This window comes from Streptomyces sp. NPDC034085 (assembly GCF_055575555.1).
The window spans coordinates 170909-186909 of record NZ_JBVISL010000009.1 but is presented as its reverse complement, the minus strand read 5'-3'; the positions used below and the strand labels follow the sequence as shown (position 1 = coordinate 186909).

The window sequence follows — 16001 nt, the reverse complement described above, 5'->3', positions numbered from 1 at the left end:
GGGCGGGGGTCACACCGGATCGGCGGGGCCGGTGGCAACCGCCAGGGCCACCGGCTCGACCTGCGGCAGCGACCGCCAGGAGACGCCGCGCCACAGACCGCGCGGCTCGTTCAGGGCCACCGGGACACGCCAGGGCGCTCCGGCCAGTCCCAGTCGCCGTGCTTTGACCACCGCCTCCTGGACCGCCCAGACACGGGCGAACGCGGCGCCGGCCTCGGCCCGGTCCAGGGCGAGGAGTTCGTCGGCCCGCGCGCCGCAGCACCGGCGGACCATGCGCTCGCTCAGTACCGGTGGCGGGTCCTGGACGTCGACACCCACGGGACCGGCAAGCCGGACGGCGACCGCGGTGTGGCGGGACGAGTGGGAGATGGACACGCCCGGACCGCTTCCCGGTATGTGGGGCGCCCCGCGGGCGTCGAGGCGGAGGGAGACCCGGCGCGGGTCGGCTCCGGTGAGTTCCGCGACCAGGTGGCGCAGCAGGGTCCGGCCGTGCGTGAACTCCTGGCGCCGGTGCGGCGGCATGGCCGCGCACCGGGCGCGTTCCTCGGGTGACAGCACGGAGTCGTCCCGCTGTGCGTGTTCCGGCCTCGGCAGGACGCGGACGAACGTGGTGGGGTCGACCTGGACGAGGGTCATGGCCGCGGCTCCGCTCGTCCCGCGGCGGCGGGGAGCCCCTCGGCGATCAGTTCGAGCATGGTCTCGGTGCTGCCTCCCGCGACCGCGAAGGTACGGACGTCCTGGGCGGTACGCAGCAGGTCGCTGTCGGCGGTGAGGCCGGCGGCGCCCGCGAGGCGGAGGCAGGTGTCCGCCACGTCTGCGGCCAGCGGGCCGACCGTGGCCTTGACCACGGCGGTGTCGGCGAGCGGGAAGCGGCCTGTTGCCGTGGTGCGCGCGGTGATGTCATCGACGAGGGCCTCCAGGAGCCGTACCCGGGCGAACAGGACGGCCAGACGCTGCCGGACGGCGGACTCCGCCCACAGGGCACGGCCGCCCAGGTGGCGCCGGGAGGCGTCGTCGGCGGCGGCGGCCAGCAGCCGGCGGCACAGCGACGCCGTCCACATGCCGCCGGCGAGGCGCTCGGCGCCCATCTGCTCCGTGAAGGCGACCATGCCCCTGCCGGGGCGGCCCAGCATCGCCCGCGCGGGCAGGCGGACGCCGTCCAGGGCCAGCGAGCCGAGGCCGGCGCCGGCCATCACCGGGGTGCCGATCGGTTCGACGCTCACGCCGGGCGCGTCGGCGGGCACCATGACGAGGCAGAAGTCGGAGAAGTGGCGGCCGGGCCGGTGCCGGGCAAGGACCAGGAAATGGTCCGCCCACTGGGCGCCGGTGATCCAGGTCTTGTGCCCGTCGAGCACCAGGTCCTCTCCGTGCCGGCGCACCTCGGTGGTCAGGCCCGGCAGGTCGGAGCCGGCCGCTCCGGAGTCGGTGGCCGCCAGCGCAGCCGTCGCCCGGCCCCGGATCAGCGGGTCGGCCCGTTCCTCGCCGGCCAGTCGCAGTGTCAGCGGTGTGAGGGTCGACAGGTGCAGGAGGCAGGCCAGTTGGGCGCCGTGCGACACCCTGCCGGTGAGGCCGCCGAGCACGGTGTGCAGGAGCGGCAGTCGCAGCGGCTGGCGCGGGTCGGGGCCCGCGAGGCAGTCCGCGACGACTCCGGCCTCGCCGAGGGCGCGGATCAGTGTCCGGCCGTCGGCATGGAGGGCGGCGACGGGCAGGGAGTCCAGGGCGCGGTCCAGGCGCGGCACAGTGCCGTGGGAGCCGGTCGTGTCCGGTGGCCGGGCGACCATGAGGGTCCTGTCAGTCGGCAAGGGAGACCTCCCTGTCGAGCAGGCACATGGCTCCGTTCGCCGCGAGCAGGCGGTCGTCGGCGTAGTTGAGACTGGCGGACCTGAGGTCCCGGAACAGCCGCTCCAGCGGGAGGTCGGAGTGGCGCATGTATCCGTGGCGCAGGCCCACCACCCGGATCAGCTGGTCGACACAGGCGAAGGAACGTTCCGCCGTGTAGACCTTGAGGGCGTTCAGCCGCATCTGCACGGGCGGTGATCCGGCACCGGCCGTGCCGCGGTGCCGGTCGCTGTCCGCGGTCACCTGGGCGAGCAGGGCGGCCATGGCGTCGAGCTCCATGCGGACCCGGGCGAGGCGGGCGCGCAACTGCCGGCCGGAAAGGTCGAACTGGCGTCGTCCCGCCGGGGACCGGAGCAGCTTCAGGACGGAGCGGAGCGCGCCGCGTACGGCGCCGAGCCAGCAGGCGGCCCAGGCGAGGTGGCCGGCGGGGACGAAGTCGGCGACCGCGACGTCCTTGAAGCCGCCGCGCCGTCCCACGACCGCGGTCTCGTCCACGGTGCCGCTCAGGCGCAGCGGGATGCTGTGCGTGCCGCGCATGCCCATGGGGTTCCACCGGTCGGGCCCCTCCTCCACCGTGAGCCGGCTGCGATCGGCGTAGACGGCGGTCACCTGGTGGGGGGCCGCGGCGGGGCCGTCGCGCAGGGTGATCAGGAAGCCGTCGGCGTGCGCGCCCCCGGTGACGATGGGCGCTTCGCGGTCGAGCCGGAGGCTGCCGTCGCTCTCCTCGGTCAGCGGGGAGTGGGCGCTGAGCAGGTGCCCTCCCTTGACCTTCTCACTGGTGACGGAAGCCACGTAGACCTCGCCCCGGGCGATGCGGGGGAGCAGATGCGCCCGGAGGCCGGGGCTGCCGTGCCGGGTGAGGGCGGCGACCTGCTGGCAGTGCATGGCCCAGATCATGGCGGTGGAGAGGCACTCCCCGGCCAGTTCCCGGGCCACATGTGTCAGGTCCGTCGAGGAGCCGCCCAGGCCCCCGTGCTCCTGCGGGACGAGCAGGCCCATCAGCCCGCTCTCGCGCAGCGCGGCCAGGCCGCGGACGGGGAAGGCGGCGGCCTCGTCGATCCGGGCGGCGTCCTCGCGCAGCACCGGCAGTACGGCCTCGACGCGGGCGTCGAGCCGTGTCGCCGGTGGCCGTTCCGTCGCGGGGGCCGTCGCGGGGGCGCTCACGCGGCCTTCTCGGCCTGCTGGTGCACGACGGCGCGCAGGCTGGCGGGGGTGGCGAAGGTCTCGGCGTTCATGGCGGAGTCCGGGACGGTGATGCCGGCCTCCTCCTCGATGTCGAACAGCAGCTCCATGGCCTGCATCGAGTCGAGTCCGAGCTGGGTGAGGTCGGCGTCGTCGCGCAGGGGCTCGTCGGCCGGCAGGTACGGCAGCCGGGTGCGCAGCAGGCTTTCGAACTGGTCGTCGGTCATACCGGGGCTCCTTCGAGGTGGTGGGCGGGAAGTGATGACGGGCCGGTCTCACCGGGGCCGGCGTCGTGGCGGGTCAGGTGCAGCCGGGTGGCCGAGACGACGTGTCCGGCGTCGACGACGATCTCGACGGGCAGGTGGTGGCCGAGGAAGGCGATGAGGCTGGCGGAGAGTCCGTAGGCGCCGACGTTGGGGACGGCGAGCACGTCGCCCGTTTCCATGGGGGGCAGGGGCGTGTTGCGGCTGAGGGTGTCGAGGGGGGTGCACAGGGGGCCCGCGAGCACACCGGGCGTCCGGGTGCGCTCGGCCCCCGCTCCCGTCCGGGGGGCGGGCGCGGTCCCGCGTCGGACGCCGTCCGCGTCGGTGGCGGTTGCGGTGGCGGTTGCGTGGAGGACGTCAGGGGACACCGGTGGGACCCGCCGCAGGCCCGACATGCCGCCGAGGTGGTGGATGCCGGTATCGAGGACGGTGAAGCGGGTGCCTTTGGACTCCTTGGTGTCCAGGACGGTGGTCAGCAGATGGCCGCAGTCCCCGGTGAGGTAGCGGCCGGACTCGAAAGCGACGGTGATCTCGCCGTCGCGCCAGCCTGGCAGCCCTCCGTCCAGGACGGACGTCAGCTCCTTGGCCAGGGAGGTGAAGACCGGGCGGTCGCCCTGCCGGGCGAACGGCGTGCCGAAGCCGCCGCCGAGGTCGACGGTCGTGAGGTGTTCGCCCACCGACGTCCGCAGTGCGGCGGCCAGTTCGACGCCGATGGTGAACTGTCTCAGCAGCTTGTCCTGTTCGGCGATGTTGGTCCCCATGTACAGGTGCAGACCGGTGACCCGGGCCATGTCGTGGCCCCGGAACAGGTGGGGTTCGCGCAGGATCCAGGAGGCGTCGGCACCGAACTGCGACGCCGTTCCGGTCATGGACAGCCCCATGCCGGGCACCGCCTGGTCGGCGTTGACCCGCAACAGGCAGTCGGCCGGCACCCCGAGCCGTTCGGCCTGGCCGGCGATGCGGGCGAGGTCGGTCGGAGAGTCCGCGGAGAAGTGGGTCACCTGCCGGGCCAGGGCGTGGGCGACGGCGCTCTCGCTCTTGCCGGGGGCCGTCAACAGGATCCGGTCGGGTGGCACGCCGGCCCCCAGCGCGGCGTCGAGTTCGCCCGGGGAGGCGACCTCGGTCCGGCAGCCCAGGCCGGCGAGGCAGGCGATGACCAGGGGGTGCGGGTTGGCCTTGACGGAGTAGTAGAGCTCTGTGCCCGACGGCAGCGCGGTCCGCAGGTCGGCGTGGGCGGAGCGGACCGCCTGGAGGTCGTACACGTAGGCGGGTGTGCCGTAGGTGCGGGCGAGGTCGGTGAGGAGCGTCATGCGGCCGTCCCCCGTGTGCGCAGCAGGTCGGCCAGGGCTCGCTTGTCGACCTTGCCGTTGACGCTCAGCGGGAGCTCGTCGAGGACCTCGTACGCGGACGGGAGCTTGACCGGATCGAGACGCTCGCCGAGTTCCTTGGCCAGGTGCGCGGCGGACAGGTCGGCGCTGACGGCCAGCAGTGCCCCGCGGGTGCCGGCCGGCGGCAGTACGGCGGCGAGGTGGACGCCCGGGATGTCCAGCGCGGCGGCCTCCACCTCCACCGTGCTCACCCGGAAGCCGCGCTGCTTGTACTGGTCGTCATCGCGTCCGGCGAAGTACAGGTAGCCGTCGGCGTCGACCCAGCCGCGGTCGCCGGTGCGCAGCAGCGGCTGGCCGATGGCGTCCCGGCCGAACCGGGCGGCGGTCAGTTCGGGGGCACGCCAGTAGCCCGCCATGACGTGAGGGCCGCGGACCACGAGTTCCCCGGTCTGCCCCGGTGGCAGGGGCCGGCCTTCCGGGTCGGCGGCGTAGACCTCGGTGTCGCGCAGCGGTCGGCCGACCGATCCGGGGCGGGTCAGGTCGAGGTCGGGTTCGGCGATGGAGACGCGTTTGCACTCCGTGAGGCCGTACATGGGGACGACGGCGAGTGTGGGGATCGCCTGGCGCAGCTGGGCGCTGAGGGCGGGCGGGAGTGCCGCGCCGGTGTTGGTGACGAGCCGCAGGGGCGGCGGGGCGCTGTCGGACCGGCTGAGCAGCCGGAGCAGGTTGGAGGCCAGTGAGGGGACCAGGGGCAGGACGGTGGCGCCGCTGGTGCGCAGCGCGGTGAGCAGGGCGGGGCCGGCCTGGCTGCTGTCGCCGAGGACGAGGTGGGCACCGGAGGCACAGGCCAGGTACACCTGGTAGAGGCCGTAGTCGAAGGAGAGCGGCAGGCAGGAGTGGATCCGGTCGTCGGGCCGGTAGTGCAGGGCGTCCTGGATGGCGGCGGTCGCGAAGAGGACCTGGCGGTGGGTGGAGACGACGGCTTTGGGCATGGCGGTGCTGCCCGAGGTGTAGGTGAGCGCGACGGCGTCGACCGACAGGCAGGGTGCCCGGCCGTCGTCCTCGTGCGGCGCGGCGTCGAGCGGCGCTTGCCCGTCTGCGTCGTACCAGTGGACGGCGCGCCCGGTCTCCCCCTCGACGCGGGCGGCGGCCTCCCCGGTGGCCAGGACGGCCGCGGGTTCGCTGTCGGCCAGGATGTGCCGCAGGTGGTAGGGCCGGGTCTGGTCGCTGACCACGCAGTACGACGCGCCCAGACGGGAGGCCGCGAAGAGGGCGGCGACGGTCTCGGCGGCGTGGGGCGCGAGGACGAGCACTCGGTCACCCCTGCCGACCCCGTGGCCGGCGAGCCGCGCGGCCAGCGCCCGGCTGTGCTGCCGCAGCTCCCCGTACGTCCAGGTGGTGTCCGCCCGGGTGAGGGCGGGGGCGTCGGGGGTGCGGTCCGCCCGTCGGTCGAGCAGGTCGTGGAGCAGGGTGACGGTCATGCGGTGCCCTTCTCGTGACAGTCGGATCCCGGGGGGCCGGCGGGCGGGAACAAGGCGGTGACGGAACCGATCGACTCGAACGCCTCGGGCACGATCCGTTCGGGCGGAATCTCGTGGCCGGTCCGTTCCTCCAGCCCTTCCAGGACGGCCACCACGGCGAGGGAGTCGAACCCTGGCAGGTCGAACAGCGAGGGTGCGCGGCGCACCTGTTCCTCGGGCAGGCCGAGGTGCTCGGCCACCAGCGCGACGACCTCTCCTTCTAGCGCGGACATGTCAGCCAGGGGTGGCGTGGCACCGTTCACCGGGTGCCTCCCGCCGACGGGACGGCCAGGTCGCGCAGTGCGGCCCGGGCGATCTTGCCGGTGCTGGTGCGCGGCAGTTCCGCCACGACGCCGAGCGACCCGGGCACCATGTAGGCGGGCATCCTGGTGCGGCAGTGCTGGGTGAGCGTCCGGGACAGTTCTGCCTCGGAGAGGTCCGCACCGGCCCCGGAGGGCACCACCAGGGCGGTGAGCGTGTGGGTGAGCCGGGGATCGGGTACGGCCAGGACGGCGACGTCGGCCACCAGCGGGTGGTCGCCGAGGACCGCCTCCACCTCACCGAGCTCGACCCGGTATCCACGGGTCTTGACCAGCCCGTCCCGTCGGCCCAGCAGATGCAGCAGTCCGCCCTCGTCGCGCCGGGCGAAGTCGCCGGTGCGGTAGAAGCGGTGGGTGCCGGACTCGGTGGCCGTCACCACGGTGGCGTCCGCCGTCAGCTCCGGGCGGTTGAGGTAACCGGGGGTCACCGAGTCCCCGGCGACCATGATCTCGCCCTCCGCCACGGCCCGTTCGGAGGCGGTGCCGTCCTCGGCGAGCAGAGCGAGCGTGACGCCGGGCACGGGGTAGCCGAGCGGGACGCGGCCGGCCTCGACGTGGCGGGGCTCGATGTCGAGCGCGGTGACGACGTTGGTCTCGATGGGGCCGTAGAGATTGGCGACCCGGGCCGGGGCGACGGCGGCCAGGAAGGACGCCAACGCGCTCGGCCGGAACTCCTCTCCCGCGTAGAGCACTTGACGCAGGTCGGGCAGAGCGCCGGGCTCCAGGGAGCTGCGGTGGAGCAGCGCGGTCAGTGCGGACGGCACGGCGTAGAGGTGGCTGACGCGGCGTTCCTGGAGGAAGCGCAGCAGCGCCTGCGGGAACAGCGCGGTGCGCTCGGGCACCAGGTGCAGGGTGGCGCCGGCGGCCAGCCCCGCGTACACGTCGTAGACCGGCAGGTCGAAGTGGAGGGGGGCGTGCACGGCGACCTGGTCGCCCCGGCGCAGGGGGTAGGCGCCGCCGACGGAGTCCAGGAAGGCCGTGACGTTGCGGCGGCTGATCACGACGCCCTTCGGGGTGCCGGTGGAACCGGAGGTGTAGAGGACGTACGCCTCGGCGTCGGCTCCCGCGGAGGAGGCGGCGGTACGGCTGTCGGGCTCGGCGGCGGGGCGCGGGTGCCCGGCGGCGGAACCCGCGGGCTCGGTGGTGGCGTCCAGGTGCCGGTGGAGGGCGGTGAGGTCGGCGGGGTTCTCCGGGAGGACCAGCACGGGGACCGGCAGGTCCGTGTCGACCGGGTCGGGGCGGGTGGTGAGCAGCAACGCGCAGGAGGCGTCGCGCAGGACGAACCGCCGGCGCTCCGGTGGGGAGGCGGGGTCGAGGGGTACGTAGGCGTGACCGCTGTGGAGGACGGCGATCATCGCCGCGATGGTGGTGGGTGTCTTGTGCGCCTGCACGGCGATGCGTCCGCGACCGGGGGCGAGCTGCCGCAGGCGTGCCGACACGGCTCGGACCGCTGCCGCCAACTCGGCGTAGGACACTGGTCGTTCGGGGTCCGCCAGTGCGATCGTGTCCGGTTGACGCTCGGCTTCGTCCAGGATGTGTTCGTACCAGAACATCGTTCTCCTGACCTGTGGGTCGGACGTGAACGGGCGCGGTGTCAGAGGAAGTGCCGGAACAGGGCGTCGGCGAATTCCGCTTCGGACGCCGCCGCGCGTTCCAGGCTCTCGCGCGCCGACGGTGGTGCGCCCTTACCCGCGGCGGTCCGCCGGGAGGCGAGATAACAGGACTGAGCGGCCCGCTTCCACGGTTCGGCAACATGCGTGTCAAAAAGGGCGGGAAGGGATTCGCCGTTTCGCTCGAATTCGGATAGTTCGCGCGCGCGGGCGGTCAGCCATCGAGAATGCAGGGCCCGGGACCGGGCCAGCAGCCACGTCTGCAGGGAGTAGTGGTCCCAGCTCGCCGGGCTCCGCTCGTCCAGGCTTTCACAGAATTGTTTGTACGTATTGTTTTCGACAGCCGGACGAAGGGCCAGAAGATTTTCCGTCAGGCATTCCGATGCTGACGGATCCTCCTTTTCGCGGGGAATGTCCTGAACCTTTTGAAGGACACCCCAGCGGCCGCCGTCGAGCGCCGGGGCGAGTTCCGCCAGCGTGATCGTGGTGGACAGGGGCGCGCAGGCCCCCCAGCGTGTGGCGTTGTCATAGGGGTCGGTCACGTCGAGCACCAGGCCCTGCGGGTGCCGGAGGGAACCGTGTGCGCCGTCGACGACGAAGCCGTGGTCCATGTGCTCCCTACCGTGGTACGGAAGCCAGGGAAGGTGATGGGCGTCGCCCACCACGAGGACCGGCCGACCGGCCGCGAGGTGGTCCGCCCAGTCCCGGACGGCGCCGACCGCGTCCTGCGCGGCGTGCCACGTCAGGAGCAGTCCCGTCCTCGCGGCGATCCGCTCCTCCAGGTCCGCCACGGGCAGCAGGACCCGGGCGGGGCCTTCGGGCGACCCCTCCTGGAGGTCGAAGCGCCAATCCACGGAGAAGGGTTCTTCAATGTCGCGCACTCCGTGGTGAGCGAGAAGAAGGGACAGGTCGTCGGAGACGCAGTCCAGTAAGGCCCCTGGAACTCGTGCGAGATGCGTGGCGCAGGAAAGCCCGACGTCAAGCGGTGCAGAGTTATGCATGGTTTCTCCATAATCCCCGTGATGGACGGGATGTCATGCAGTCACCTCACAGGGAACACATGGGCGGGGGTTCTTTCTAATCTTCGACATATGCCCGTGTCAAGGTATTTTCCGGGACGAACCGTGCCTGCTCATTCACCCGACCTCCCCCTGGCGTCGACAACAGGACCGGCTTTGCCGCCGCTCGAGTACCCGGGCCATGCATCTCGACGCGCGCGCCTTTGTACCGTGTTTAAGTGACACGCACTTCGGAGTCCCCGGTTTTCGGTTCCCTGCGGCGGTGTCTCACGTGGCGATCTCGGGCACAGAATGGGCGCATGGCTTCTCTTCCCACCGGCCCGCGCCCGTTGAACGCCGACGAGCGCGCGGTGCTCGAGCACATCCTGTCGGCGGAGTTCGCCGGCGCGTCGCAACTCCGGAGTCAACTGGACCGTACCGAGGTGATCGCCGTGTGGGGGCCCGGCTCCGTGAGCGTCGACCTGCGGGTGCGGGAACCGTGCGAGCATGCGGCACTGCCGGAAGCGCTCGTGCCCGTGGACGCTCACGTCCATGACCCGTCCGGCGCCTACGTAGGCGAGATCCTCGTGTGGACCGACCGGGGGGCCACGCTCGCGGCCCTGGAGTTCGCCTGGGTCACCGACGGGATGCCCGCGTCCCTCCCGGTCGTCGTGGGCGGCCGGCTCAGCCGGCCGGGGCCGGTCGGGTAGCGGCTCTCAGGTGCAGACCGGCCGGGCCGCGTTCTACGGTGGAAGAGGCGGCCGGACCTGTGAGCGGCTCCCGACCGTCGCGCCGGTGGGCGCTTGCCCTCCCTCCCCCTTTCCGGCAGGTGCCCACCCCGCCGACGCTCCGCCTCCCCAAGCGGCGACGGCGTCGCCGGAGCGGCGCCGCCCGGGCAGGTGCGGCACCGCTCCGACGACGCCGTCCGGCTTCGTCCAGCCCGTCGGTATCAGTCGGCGGAGAGGGCCTGGAGCAGGTCGCCGACCTGGGGGTCGGGCAGGGCGCGGGCGACGTCGGCCTGGGCGACGATGCCGACGAGGCGGTGGCCGTCGATGACGGGCAGGCGGCGTACCCGGTGCTCGCTCATGGTGCGCAGGATCTCGGCGGCGTCGTCGTCGGCGCCGATGGTGACCGCTTCGCCCTGGGCCAGCTCTCCGGCCTTGACCTGGGCCGGGTCCTTGCCGGCGCCCAGGACCTTCACGACGATGTCGCGGTCGGTGAGCATGCCCTTGAGCCGGTCGTCCGTCCCGCAGATCGGCAGCGCGCCGACTCCCATCCGCGTCATCTTCTTCGCGGCCTCGAGGACCGTCTCCTCGGCGCCGATGCACTCCGCGCCGCCCGTCATGATCTCGCGAGCCTTCGTCATCCACCTGTTCCTTTCCATACGTGTCATCGATGCCCGCCCGCGGGGTCGTCGGGCGGGAGCGGGGACATCAAGCCGGGTGCCCCCCGCCCCGTACCCGAATCAGGTGTGCAGGCGGCTGTTGGTGCCGTCGTGGCCGTCGGCCTGGTCCTCGTCGAACCAGTAGTCGCCCGCGGCCAGGTAGCGGAAGGAGTGCACGCTGTTGGCGGGCAGGGGCACGGTGACCGCCCGCGTGCCGTCCGTGCGGGGCTCCAGGGTGTGGGTGCCCGGCTGCCAGTCGTTGAAGTCACCCACCACGCTCACCGGCCCCGCGGGGGCGTCGGCGGGCAGGACGAACGTGACGTGGGTTCGGTCCTTGAGCTGCTTGCGTTCCAGCACGGAAGACACTCCTCGACGGCAGGGGCGGACAGTCGCGCGCCATCCTCCGGTCAGCGCCCCGGCCCGGCGCCCGGACGCGACCGTGAGCAGGCGCACCTTCACCCGCCCGGCTCTGTCTGACCACCCGTGCCGCTGCCGCAAGCGCCTGGCGCCTACTCCTCGGTCATCCCGTCATTTCCGCGGCAACGCCCGGCTGCGGCCGGGTCCGCATGCCCCAGCGGGCCAGAGAGGGGCCGGCAGCTCCCAGCGCCGCGAAGAACAGCCCCAGCAGCAGCCAGCCCGCCGTACCGAGGCCGAGCACCACCGTGGTCAGGATCGCGGGGGCGAGAGCCTGGCCCGCGCCGAAGCCGAGGCCGAGGACACCCTGGTACTGGCCCTGGGCATGGTCGGGGGCGAGTCCGAAACCGAGGGCGAAGCCCGCCGAGGACTCCCAGACCTCGCCCAGGCTGTGGACGAAGACCGCTGCCAGGACCAGTCCCGCCGCCGCCCAGACAGGGGCGTACGCCGCCAGTGCCATCATCGGGCAGCTGACGAGGAAGAGCAGCCCCGCGGTGCGAAACGCCCTGCCCCCGTCGTGCGGGGTCTCGATTCGGGAGCCGATCCTGGTCTGCATCAGCACGCAGAAGGCGGAGTTGGCGGCGAACAGCGCCGCCACCGTCCAGCGCGGCGCCTCGGTGTGCTGGGCGATCCAGATCGGCAGGAGCAGGGAGACCACCGGGTACTGGAGTCCCATCGCCCCGTAGAGGGCGGTGAACGTCAGGAACGGACGGTCCGCGAAGGCGAGCCGGCGACGTCGGCGCGGCGGTGCCGCCGGCACCGGATAGCGGGGCAGCAGGAGCAGGAGCACCGCGCACAGGGCGAAGCTCGCCGCATTGCCGAGGATCAGCGTGAGGTAGGCGCCGCGGGTGTCCGCGGCCAGCGCCAGCCCGGCACCCACCGTCCCCAGGACGACGCCCAGGTTGACGAAGGTGCGCAGCTTGGCCCGGAACAGAGCCGGGCGATCACCCCCGACGCGGACCACCAGTGCGCCCCAGGCCGCCCCGCCGGCCGCCGCGGCGATCTGGTCGACGGTCGCGATGACCGTGAGCGCGGCCCAACTCTCGACGAGGACGAGGGCCGCCATCGACACCGCCTGGACCGCGAGGGCCAGCATCATGACGGTGCGCGCGCCGCGCCGGTCGGCGAGATGTCCACCGGGTACGCCGGCACCCAGGCCGATCACTCCGGCGATGGTGAGCGCGGCGCCGACCTGCACCGCGGGCAGGCCCACGACCAGGGTGAAGTAGAGCGCCGACGCCGCGTTGAAGAGACCGTTGCCGACCCGGTTGACGAAGCTGGCGGCGACGAGCACGCGCTCCGGCCCGCTGTTCCCCGCCATCCGGCCTATTCGCCCTGCCGAGCCACCTTTGATCATGGACCGCAGGCTAACAGCGGCCGCAGAACCCACCGCGGTCGGCGCAGGCGGGGGTTCCTACTGCCAGATCATGTCGTCGGTCGCGGCGACGACCGGCTTCCCGGCCGGCGACGCGGCCGCGGTGAAGTGCGTGATGGCCGCGCCGGCGGCGCAGTCTGCGGCCACACGTGCTCGAGTCGTTCCTCGGGCAGGGCCTGGCCGGAGACGAGAGCACGGGTGTCAGGGGGAAGTGCTGCGGCGCCACCGAGCGCCTTCAGGCTCGCGTGGATGAGGTACATGCACCGACTCAAACAGGTCGGCGGTCTTCGCGGCACTGCGGGACACGGGCCTCTTTGGGCCGTGGACCCTTGCGGCCAGGGCCCGACGGGAGAGAGACCGCTCGAGAACCGCTATGACATCATCATCCAGCCCCGGAACAGGGTTGCTGGGGGAAGTCTCTTACCGGGGGTTGGAGATGCTGGCCGTACTGGGTCTCGACACGCATGCGGAAGCCGTATACCGCGCCATGCTCGCAGGTCCGCGGGCCGGCGTGGCCGCTCTGGCGCAGTCCACGGGTTTCCGTGACGCGCAGGTCCGGGACGCGCTCGACCTGCTGAGCGAGCTGGCGCTCGTACGGCCGTCCGCCGAGCAGGGCGGCCGGCTGCGGGCCGTCTCGCCGGACATCGGCATGGAGATCCTGATGGCTCGCCAGCAGGCTGAACTCGCCGCCCAGCAGCAGCGGGTGGAGACCTCACGCGCCGCTGCGGCACAGCTGATCGCCGAATTCGCCGACCTGCGGCCGCAGGCTCCGAGCCCCGGGGTGCAGCAGCTGCTGGGCCTGGACGAGATCCGGGAATGCCTGGCCCGGCTCACCCAGGAGATGACCACGGAGGTGATGACCTTCGCACCCGACGGGGCGCACACGCCGGAGTCCATCGCGGCGGCCCGTCCGCTCAACGAGGAGCTGTTGCAGCGCGGGATCCGGATGCGGGGGTGGTGCCTGACGCCCTGGAGGAGCGTGGCGGAGACCTGACGACGTGGCTGTCAACGCCCGGACGGACAGCGCGGTTCGGCGGCACGGGCCCGGTGGCGACACGGGGCCGCCCCGACATGAGTGACGCCCCTGCCCGGTGTGTCACACGGGCGGGGCGTCACGGCAGGCGCTGCGGTGTTCGGGAGGACGTCCGGTACGCGGCAGGCGGTGGGAGGAGGTGTGGACGGGCGCGCCGGCCGGCAGGCGCGCTCCGGCTCACGCCGCGGCCGTCGGATTCGGTCCTTCGGCGAAGCGGCGGTATTCGGCGTTGACGCGCTGCGCTTCCTCGAGCTGGTCCTCGAGGATGACGATGCGGCAGGCCGCCTCGATGGGGGTGCCCTGGTCGACCAGTTCGCGGGCGCGGGCGGCGATGCGCAGCTGGTAGCGGGAGTAGCGGCGGTGGCCGCCGGCGGAGCGCAGGGGGGTGATGAGGCGGGCTTCGCCGATGGCACGGAGGAAGCCCTGGGTGGTGCCGAGCATCTCGGCGGCCCGGCCCATCGTGTAGGCGGGGTAGTCGTCGTCATCGAGACGGCCGAACGAGTCGTCTGCTGTCATTGCACCTCTCTGTGGAACGCGTGGAGGGGCCCGGGTGCCATCTGGCACCCGGGCCCCGAAGGAACTGCTACACCATCTGCCGGCCCTGATGCTGCGCCGGCCTTCTGTTTCCGCCTGCCCGGACTGAACTCCGCCGGGGGTGCGGGGATCGCGGATGCGTGACCGGAGACCACCTCGCTTTCGATGTCCTGCGGTACCCGGACTCGCGTGGCGTCCGGGCGATCCTGATGGCGTCTGGTTCCTCCGTTCTTCCCTCTGGGTCGATCGCTTGCCAAACGGGAACTGCGAACTGCTGCAACGCGGGTACTGCTCTTACCGCTGTACTGCGAACTTCCTGTACTGCTGGTGTTGCCTACTGCTGGTGTTGCGTACTGCTGGTGACCTCTTGTAGCGCCACTTCGGCAGCCAGCCCCGTCGCCCATCCTGCGTCTGCTCTGGCTTAGAACCCCACTGCCGAACCTCCCGGTGCGCGCGCCCGCAGCCGACGCCTTCACCGAGGTGCTGCTCAACCACTTCACTGCTGGTACTGCGAACTGCACTTACTCACTACGGGTACTGCCACTGCGTGAACTGCGGTACTGCTCGCGGCGGCCCCTGATCACTGCGGGCCACCCGGTCCGGTCGTCAGTCCCGTCGCCGTCCTGCAACCGCTCTGGCTTCGAAACTCCACCACCGCACCGTCCTGCGCACTGCAACTACTCGTACTGCTGGTACTGCTGCCCGGCAGTTCGTCTCTGCCGGGCCCTGCGGTCTCTCTGCGTTACGAGAGAAACCATAACCACTCCGCCGCCGAATGTCTACTCTGGCCGACACAGATTTCCGCGTCTTCAGCGAGGAGATAATCCGCCTCGGACGCGGCGCTCCGCGTTGGGCCGTCAGGAGGGCCGGCCGTGGTCCAAGAGGGCGACGGCTTCGGCGAAGTCGGCGCGTGCGGGTTCGAAGGAGCGCGCCGCGACGAGGAACATCGACCGGTCGGTGAGGGCGCGGGCGAGGCGGGCGGGGTCGTCGGGAAGACGGCGGGCGAGCGTCACACCCTCGTCGAAGCAGGGCGTGAACCGCTCCTCGAACAGGTACGGGTGGTCGCCTTCGCGGACGGCCGCGCGGATGGCGATCCTGCGGTGGACGTCGACCAGCTCGGGCAGCCGGCCGGTCTCGCGCAGTCTCGCCGCCTCTGCTTCGAGGCCCGGCAGCATGCCGAGGAAACCGTCCCGTACGTCGCGCGACCATCCGAGCTCCGTGCCGAACGGTGGCATCGGGGTCTCGGGGCTCGCGGCGGGTTCGGCCGCCCGCCCCGACAGGACGAAGAGCGTCCTCCACCACCCCAGGATGCAACTCCAGTTCTTCGGCTCGCCCGTGTCCGCGAGTTCCTCCAGGACACCCAGGGCCTCCCGCCGGGCGGCCGCAGCACCCGCGCCGTCCCCGGCGGTCTCCCGCATCCGGGAGAAGTGCACGAGCTCCCAGGTGAGGATCGCCAGAGAGGTGCGCTGTTCGGCCGCCTTGAGCCGGGTCTCCTCGAGGAGCTCGCGGAAGACGCTCGCTGCGGCGTCGTGCAGCCCCGCGCCCTCCAGGTTCGCCGCCCACCGCACCATGTCCCAGAAGGAGTGATCCGCGATCCCGTTCCGGGCTGCCTCTTCGTCGAGCTCCGCCGCTTCCCTGAAGCGCCCCTCCTCGGCCAGAACGCCCGCCAGCGGCTTGCTCAGGCCGGCCTCGGCCAGCTCCTCACAGATCGCGCGCCCCTCCGCCCTGCGCCCGAGGGCGAACAGGGAGGCCTGGTAGGCGTCCAAGGCCCGGCACAACCGCTCCGCCCGCTTCGCCGCCCCGGCCTCCATCCTGCGAGCGGCCCGGGACGCCTCGGCGGCCAGCGCGACGTCCACCTTCGGATCCCGGCTCTCGTAGCGCAGCGCGAGCAGGGCGTCGACCAGCTTCGGCCCGTACGCCTTCGGACTCACCTCGGCCAGAACCCGGTACGCGCCGACCAGTTCGGCCCGGCTCGGCCGCCCGGACCCCAGCAGCAGCACACGGGCCCGAAGCACCGCATCGTGATCGATCGTCACCATTCCCCCTGTCTCCGGATGACGCACGAGGGAGATTCTGAGCGGCGGGGAACGGACCGGACAAGCCTCGCGAACTGTGCGTTCCGTCCTACGAAAAACGGCTCTGACCTGTCATGATGGACATGCTTTCGCCCTGAACCCCCGAGCGGGGACGCGGCGCGGCCG

The 16001-nt window shown here is 72.3% G+C and carries 16 protein-coding genes; 2 read left to right on the top strand and 14 right to left on the bottom strand.

From position 1 onward, the window contains the following. Window positions 1–9 precede the first annotated feature (9 nt). The 9 genes from ACZ501_RS27390 to ACZ501_RS27350 are packed head-to-tail and all read right to left on the bottom strand — an operon-like array spanning window position 10 to window position 9063. Entirely contained in the window at window positions 10–636 is a 627-nt protein-coding gene (locus ACZ501_RS27390) for a 4'-phosphopantetheinyl transferase family protein (RefSeq protein WP_361595965.1), read from the bottom strand. Next, window positions 633–1802 (bottom strand): acyl-CoA dehydrogenase family protein, encoded by a 1170-nt coding sequence (locus ACZ501_RS27385; protein WP_361595968.1) that lies wholly within the window; start codon window positions 1800–1802, stop codon window positions 633–635. The genes ACZ501_RS27390 and ACZ501_RS27385 overlap by 4 nt, the downstream gene beginning before the upstream one ends. Beyond that, window positions 1792–3003, bottom strand: a complete 1212-nt coding sequence (locus ACZ501_RS27380) for an acyl-CoA dehydrogenase family protein (RefSeq protein ID WP_468798983.1) — start codon at window positions 3001–3003, stop codon at window positions 1792–1794. Before ACZ501_RS27380 ends, ACZ501_RS27385 begins: the two co-directional genes overlap by 11 nt. Beyond that, window positions 3000–3248, bottom strand: a complete 249-nt coding sequence (locus tag ACZ501_RS27375) for a phosphopantetheine-binding protein (protein ID WP_468798981.1) — start codon at window positions 3246–3248, stop codon at window positions 3000–3002. Before ACZ501_RS27375 ends, ACZ501_RS27380 begins: the two co-directional genes overlap by 4 nt. After that, window positions 3245–4594 carry a type III PLP-dependent enzyme domain-containing protein gene (locus ACZ501_RS27370; protein WP_468798979.1) on the bottom strand — a complete coding sequence of 450 codons (1350 nt, stop codon included), beginning with the start codon at window positions 4592–4594 and terminating at the stop codon, window positions 3245–3247. The genes ACZ501_RS27375 and ACZ501_RS27370 overlap by 4 nt, the downstream gene beginning before the upstream one ends. Then, window positions 4591–6093: a class I adenylate-forming enzyme family protein gene (locus ACZ501_RS27365; protein WP_468798977.1), complete on the bottom strand. Its 1503-nt coding sequence runs from the start codon at window positions 6091–6093 to the stop codon at window positions 4591–4593. Before ACZ501_RS27365 ends, ACZ501_RS27370 begins: the two co-directional genes overlap by 4 nt. Continuing rightward, entirely contained in the window at window positions 6090–6365 is a 276-nt protein-coding gene (locus tag ACZ501_RS27360; protein ID WP_468798975.1) for an acyl carrier protein, read from the bottom strand. Before ACZ501_RS27360 ends, ACZ501_RS27365 begins: the two co-directional genes overlap by 4 nt. Before the next feature lie 26 nt (window positions 6366–6391). Beyond that, the gene (locus ACZ501_RS27355) at window positions 6392–8005 is read right to left on the bottom strand and encodes an amino acid adenylation domain-containing protein (RefSeq protein ID WP_468798973.1); all 1614 of its coding nucleotides are present in this window, start codon (window positions 8003–8005) and stop codon (window positions 6392–6394) included. A 41-nt stretch (window positions 8006–8046) separates the two neighbouring features. Next, the gene (locus ACZ501_RS27350) at window positions 8047–9063 is read right to left on the bottom strand and encodes a BtrH N-terminal domain-containing protein (RefSeq protein ID WP_468798971.1); all 1017 of its coding nucleotides are present in this window, start codon (window positions 9061–9063) and stop codon (window positions 8047–8049) included. A 317-nt stretch (window positions 9064–9380) separates the two neighbouring features. Between ACZ501_RS27350 and ACZ501_RS27345 the strand changes: the two genes are divergently transcribed. Continuing rightward, window positions 9381–9770 carry a hypothetical protein gene (locus tag ACZ501_RS27345; protein ID WP_468798969.1) on the top strand — a complete coding sequence of 130 codons (390 nt, stop codon included), beginning with the start codon at window positions 9381–9383 and terminating at the stop codon, window positions 9768–9770. A 239-nt stretch (window positions 9771–10009) separates the two neighbouring features. Here the strand turns inward: ACZ501_RS27345 and ACZ501_RS27340 are convergent, their stop codons facing one another. The 3 genes from ACZ501_RS27340 to ACZ501_RS27330 form a co-directional block, all read right to left on the bottom strand. Further along, window positions 10010–10426, bottom strand: coding sequence for a CBS domain-containing protein (locus ACZ501_RS27340; protein WP_468798967.1), 417 nt, complete (start codon window positions 10424–10426; stop codon window positions 10010–10012). 99 nt (window positions 10427–10525) lie between these two features. Continuing rightward, entirely contained in the window at window positions 10526–10801 is a 276-nt protein-coding gene (locus tag ACZ501_RS27335) for an isoamylase early set domain-containing protein (protein ID WP_362459050.1), read from the bottom strand. Between the two features lie 163 nt (window positions 10802–10964). Further along, the gene (locus tag ACZ501_RS27330) at window positions 10965–12215 is read right to left on the bottom strand and encodes an MFS transporter (protein ID WP_468798965.1); all 1251 of its coding nucleotides are present in this window, start codon (window positions 12213–12215) and stop codon (window positions 10965–10967) included. A 454-nt stretch (window positions 12216–12669) separates the two neighbouring features. Between ACZ501_RS27330 and ACZ501_RS27325 the strand changes: the two genes are divergently transcribed. Then, window positions 12670–13227: a hypothetical protein gene (locus ACZ501_RS27325; protein ID WP_468798963.1), complete on the top strand. Its 558-nt coding sequence runs from the start codon at window positions 12670–12672 to the stop codon at window positions 13225–13227. A gap of 216 nt (window positions 13228–13443) precedes the next feature. On the opposite strand, the gene ACZ501_RS27320 is transcribed toward ACZ501_RS27325, so the two are convergent. Both ACZ501_RS27320 and ACZ501_RS27315 read right to left on the bottom strand, forming a co-directional pair. Next, window positions 13444–13782, bottom strand: coding sequence for a MerR family transcriptional regulator (locus ACZ501_RS27320; RefSeq protein ID WP_468798961.1), 339 nt, complete (start codon window positions 13780–13782; stop codon window positions 13444–13446). Between the two features lie 875 nt (window positions 13783–14657). Next, entirely contained in the window at window positions 14658–15836 is a 1179-nt protein-coding gene (locus ACZ501_RS27315) for a hypothetical protein (protein WP_468798959.1), read from the bottom strand. Window positions 15837–16001 lie beyond the last annotated feature (165 nt).

Excerpts from the sequence above, each read along its gene's own strand:
- ACZ501_RS27390 (WP_361595965.1), bottom strand. The coding sequence starts at position 636 with ATGACCCTCGTCCAGGTCGACCCCACCACGTTCGTCCGCGTCCTGCCG.
- ACZ501_RS27375 (WP_468798981.1), bottom strand. The coding sequence starts at position 3,248 with ATGACCGACGACCAGTTCGAAAGCCTGCTGCGCACCCGGCTGCCGTAC.
- ACZ501_RS27370 (WP_468798979.1), bottom strand. The coding sequence starts at position 4,594 with ATGACGCTCCTCACCGACCTCGCCCGCACCTACGGCACACCCGCCTAC.
- ACZ501_RS27365 (WP_468798977.1), bottom strand. The coding sequence starts at position 6,093 with ATGACCGTCACCCTGCTCCACGACCTGCTCGACCGACGGGCGGACCGC.
- ACZ501_RS27360 (WP_468798975.1), bottom strand. The coding sequence starts at position 6,365 with ATGTCCGCGCTAGAAGGAGAGGTCGTCGCGCTGGTGGCCGAGCACCTC.
- ACZ501_RS27355 (WP_468798973.1), bottom strand. The coding sequence starts at position 8,005 with ATGTTCTGGTACGAACACATCCTGGACGAAGCCGAGCGTCAACCGGAC.
- ACZ501_RS27350 (WP_468798971.1), bottom strand. The coding sequence starts at position 9,063 with ATGCATAACTCTGCACCGCTTGACGTCGGGCTTTCCTGCGCCACGCAT.
- ACZ501_RS27345 (WP_468798969.1), top strand. The coding sequence starts at position 9,381 with ATGGCTTCTCTTCCCACCGGCCCGCGCCCGTTGAACGCCGACGAGCGC.
- ACZ501_RS27340 (WP_468798967.1), bottom strand. The coding sequence starts at position 10,426 with ATGACGAAGGCTCGCGAGATCATGACGGGCGGCGCGGAGTGCATCGGC.
- ACZ501_RS27330 (WP_468798965.1), bottom strand. The coding sequence starts at position 12,215 with ATGATCAAAGGTGGCTCGGCAGGGCGAATAGGCCGGATGGCGGGGAAC.
- ACZ501_RS27325 (WP_468798963.1), top strand. The coding sequence starts at position 12,670 with ATGCTGGCCGTACTGGGTCTCGACACGCATGCGGAAGCCGTATACCGC.
- ACZ501_RS27320 (WP_468798961.1), bottom strand. The coding sequence starts at position 13,782 with ATGACAGCAGACGACTCGTTCGGCCGTCTCGATGACGACGACTACCCC.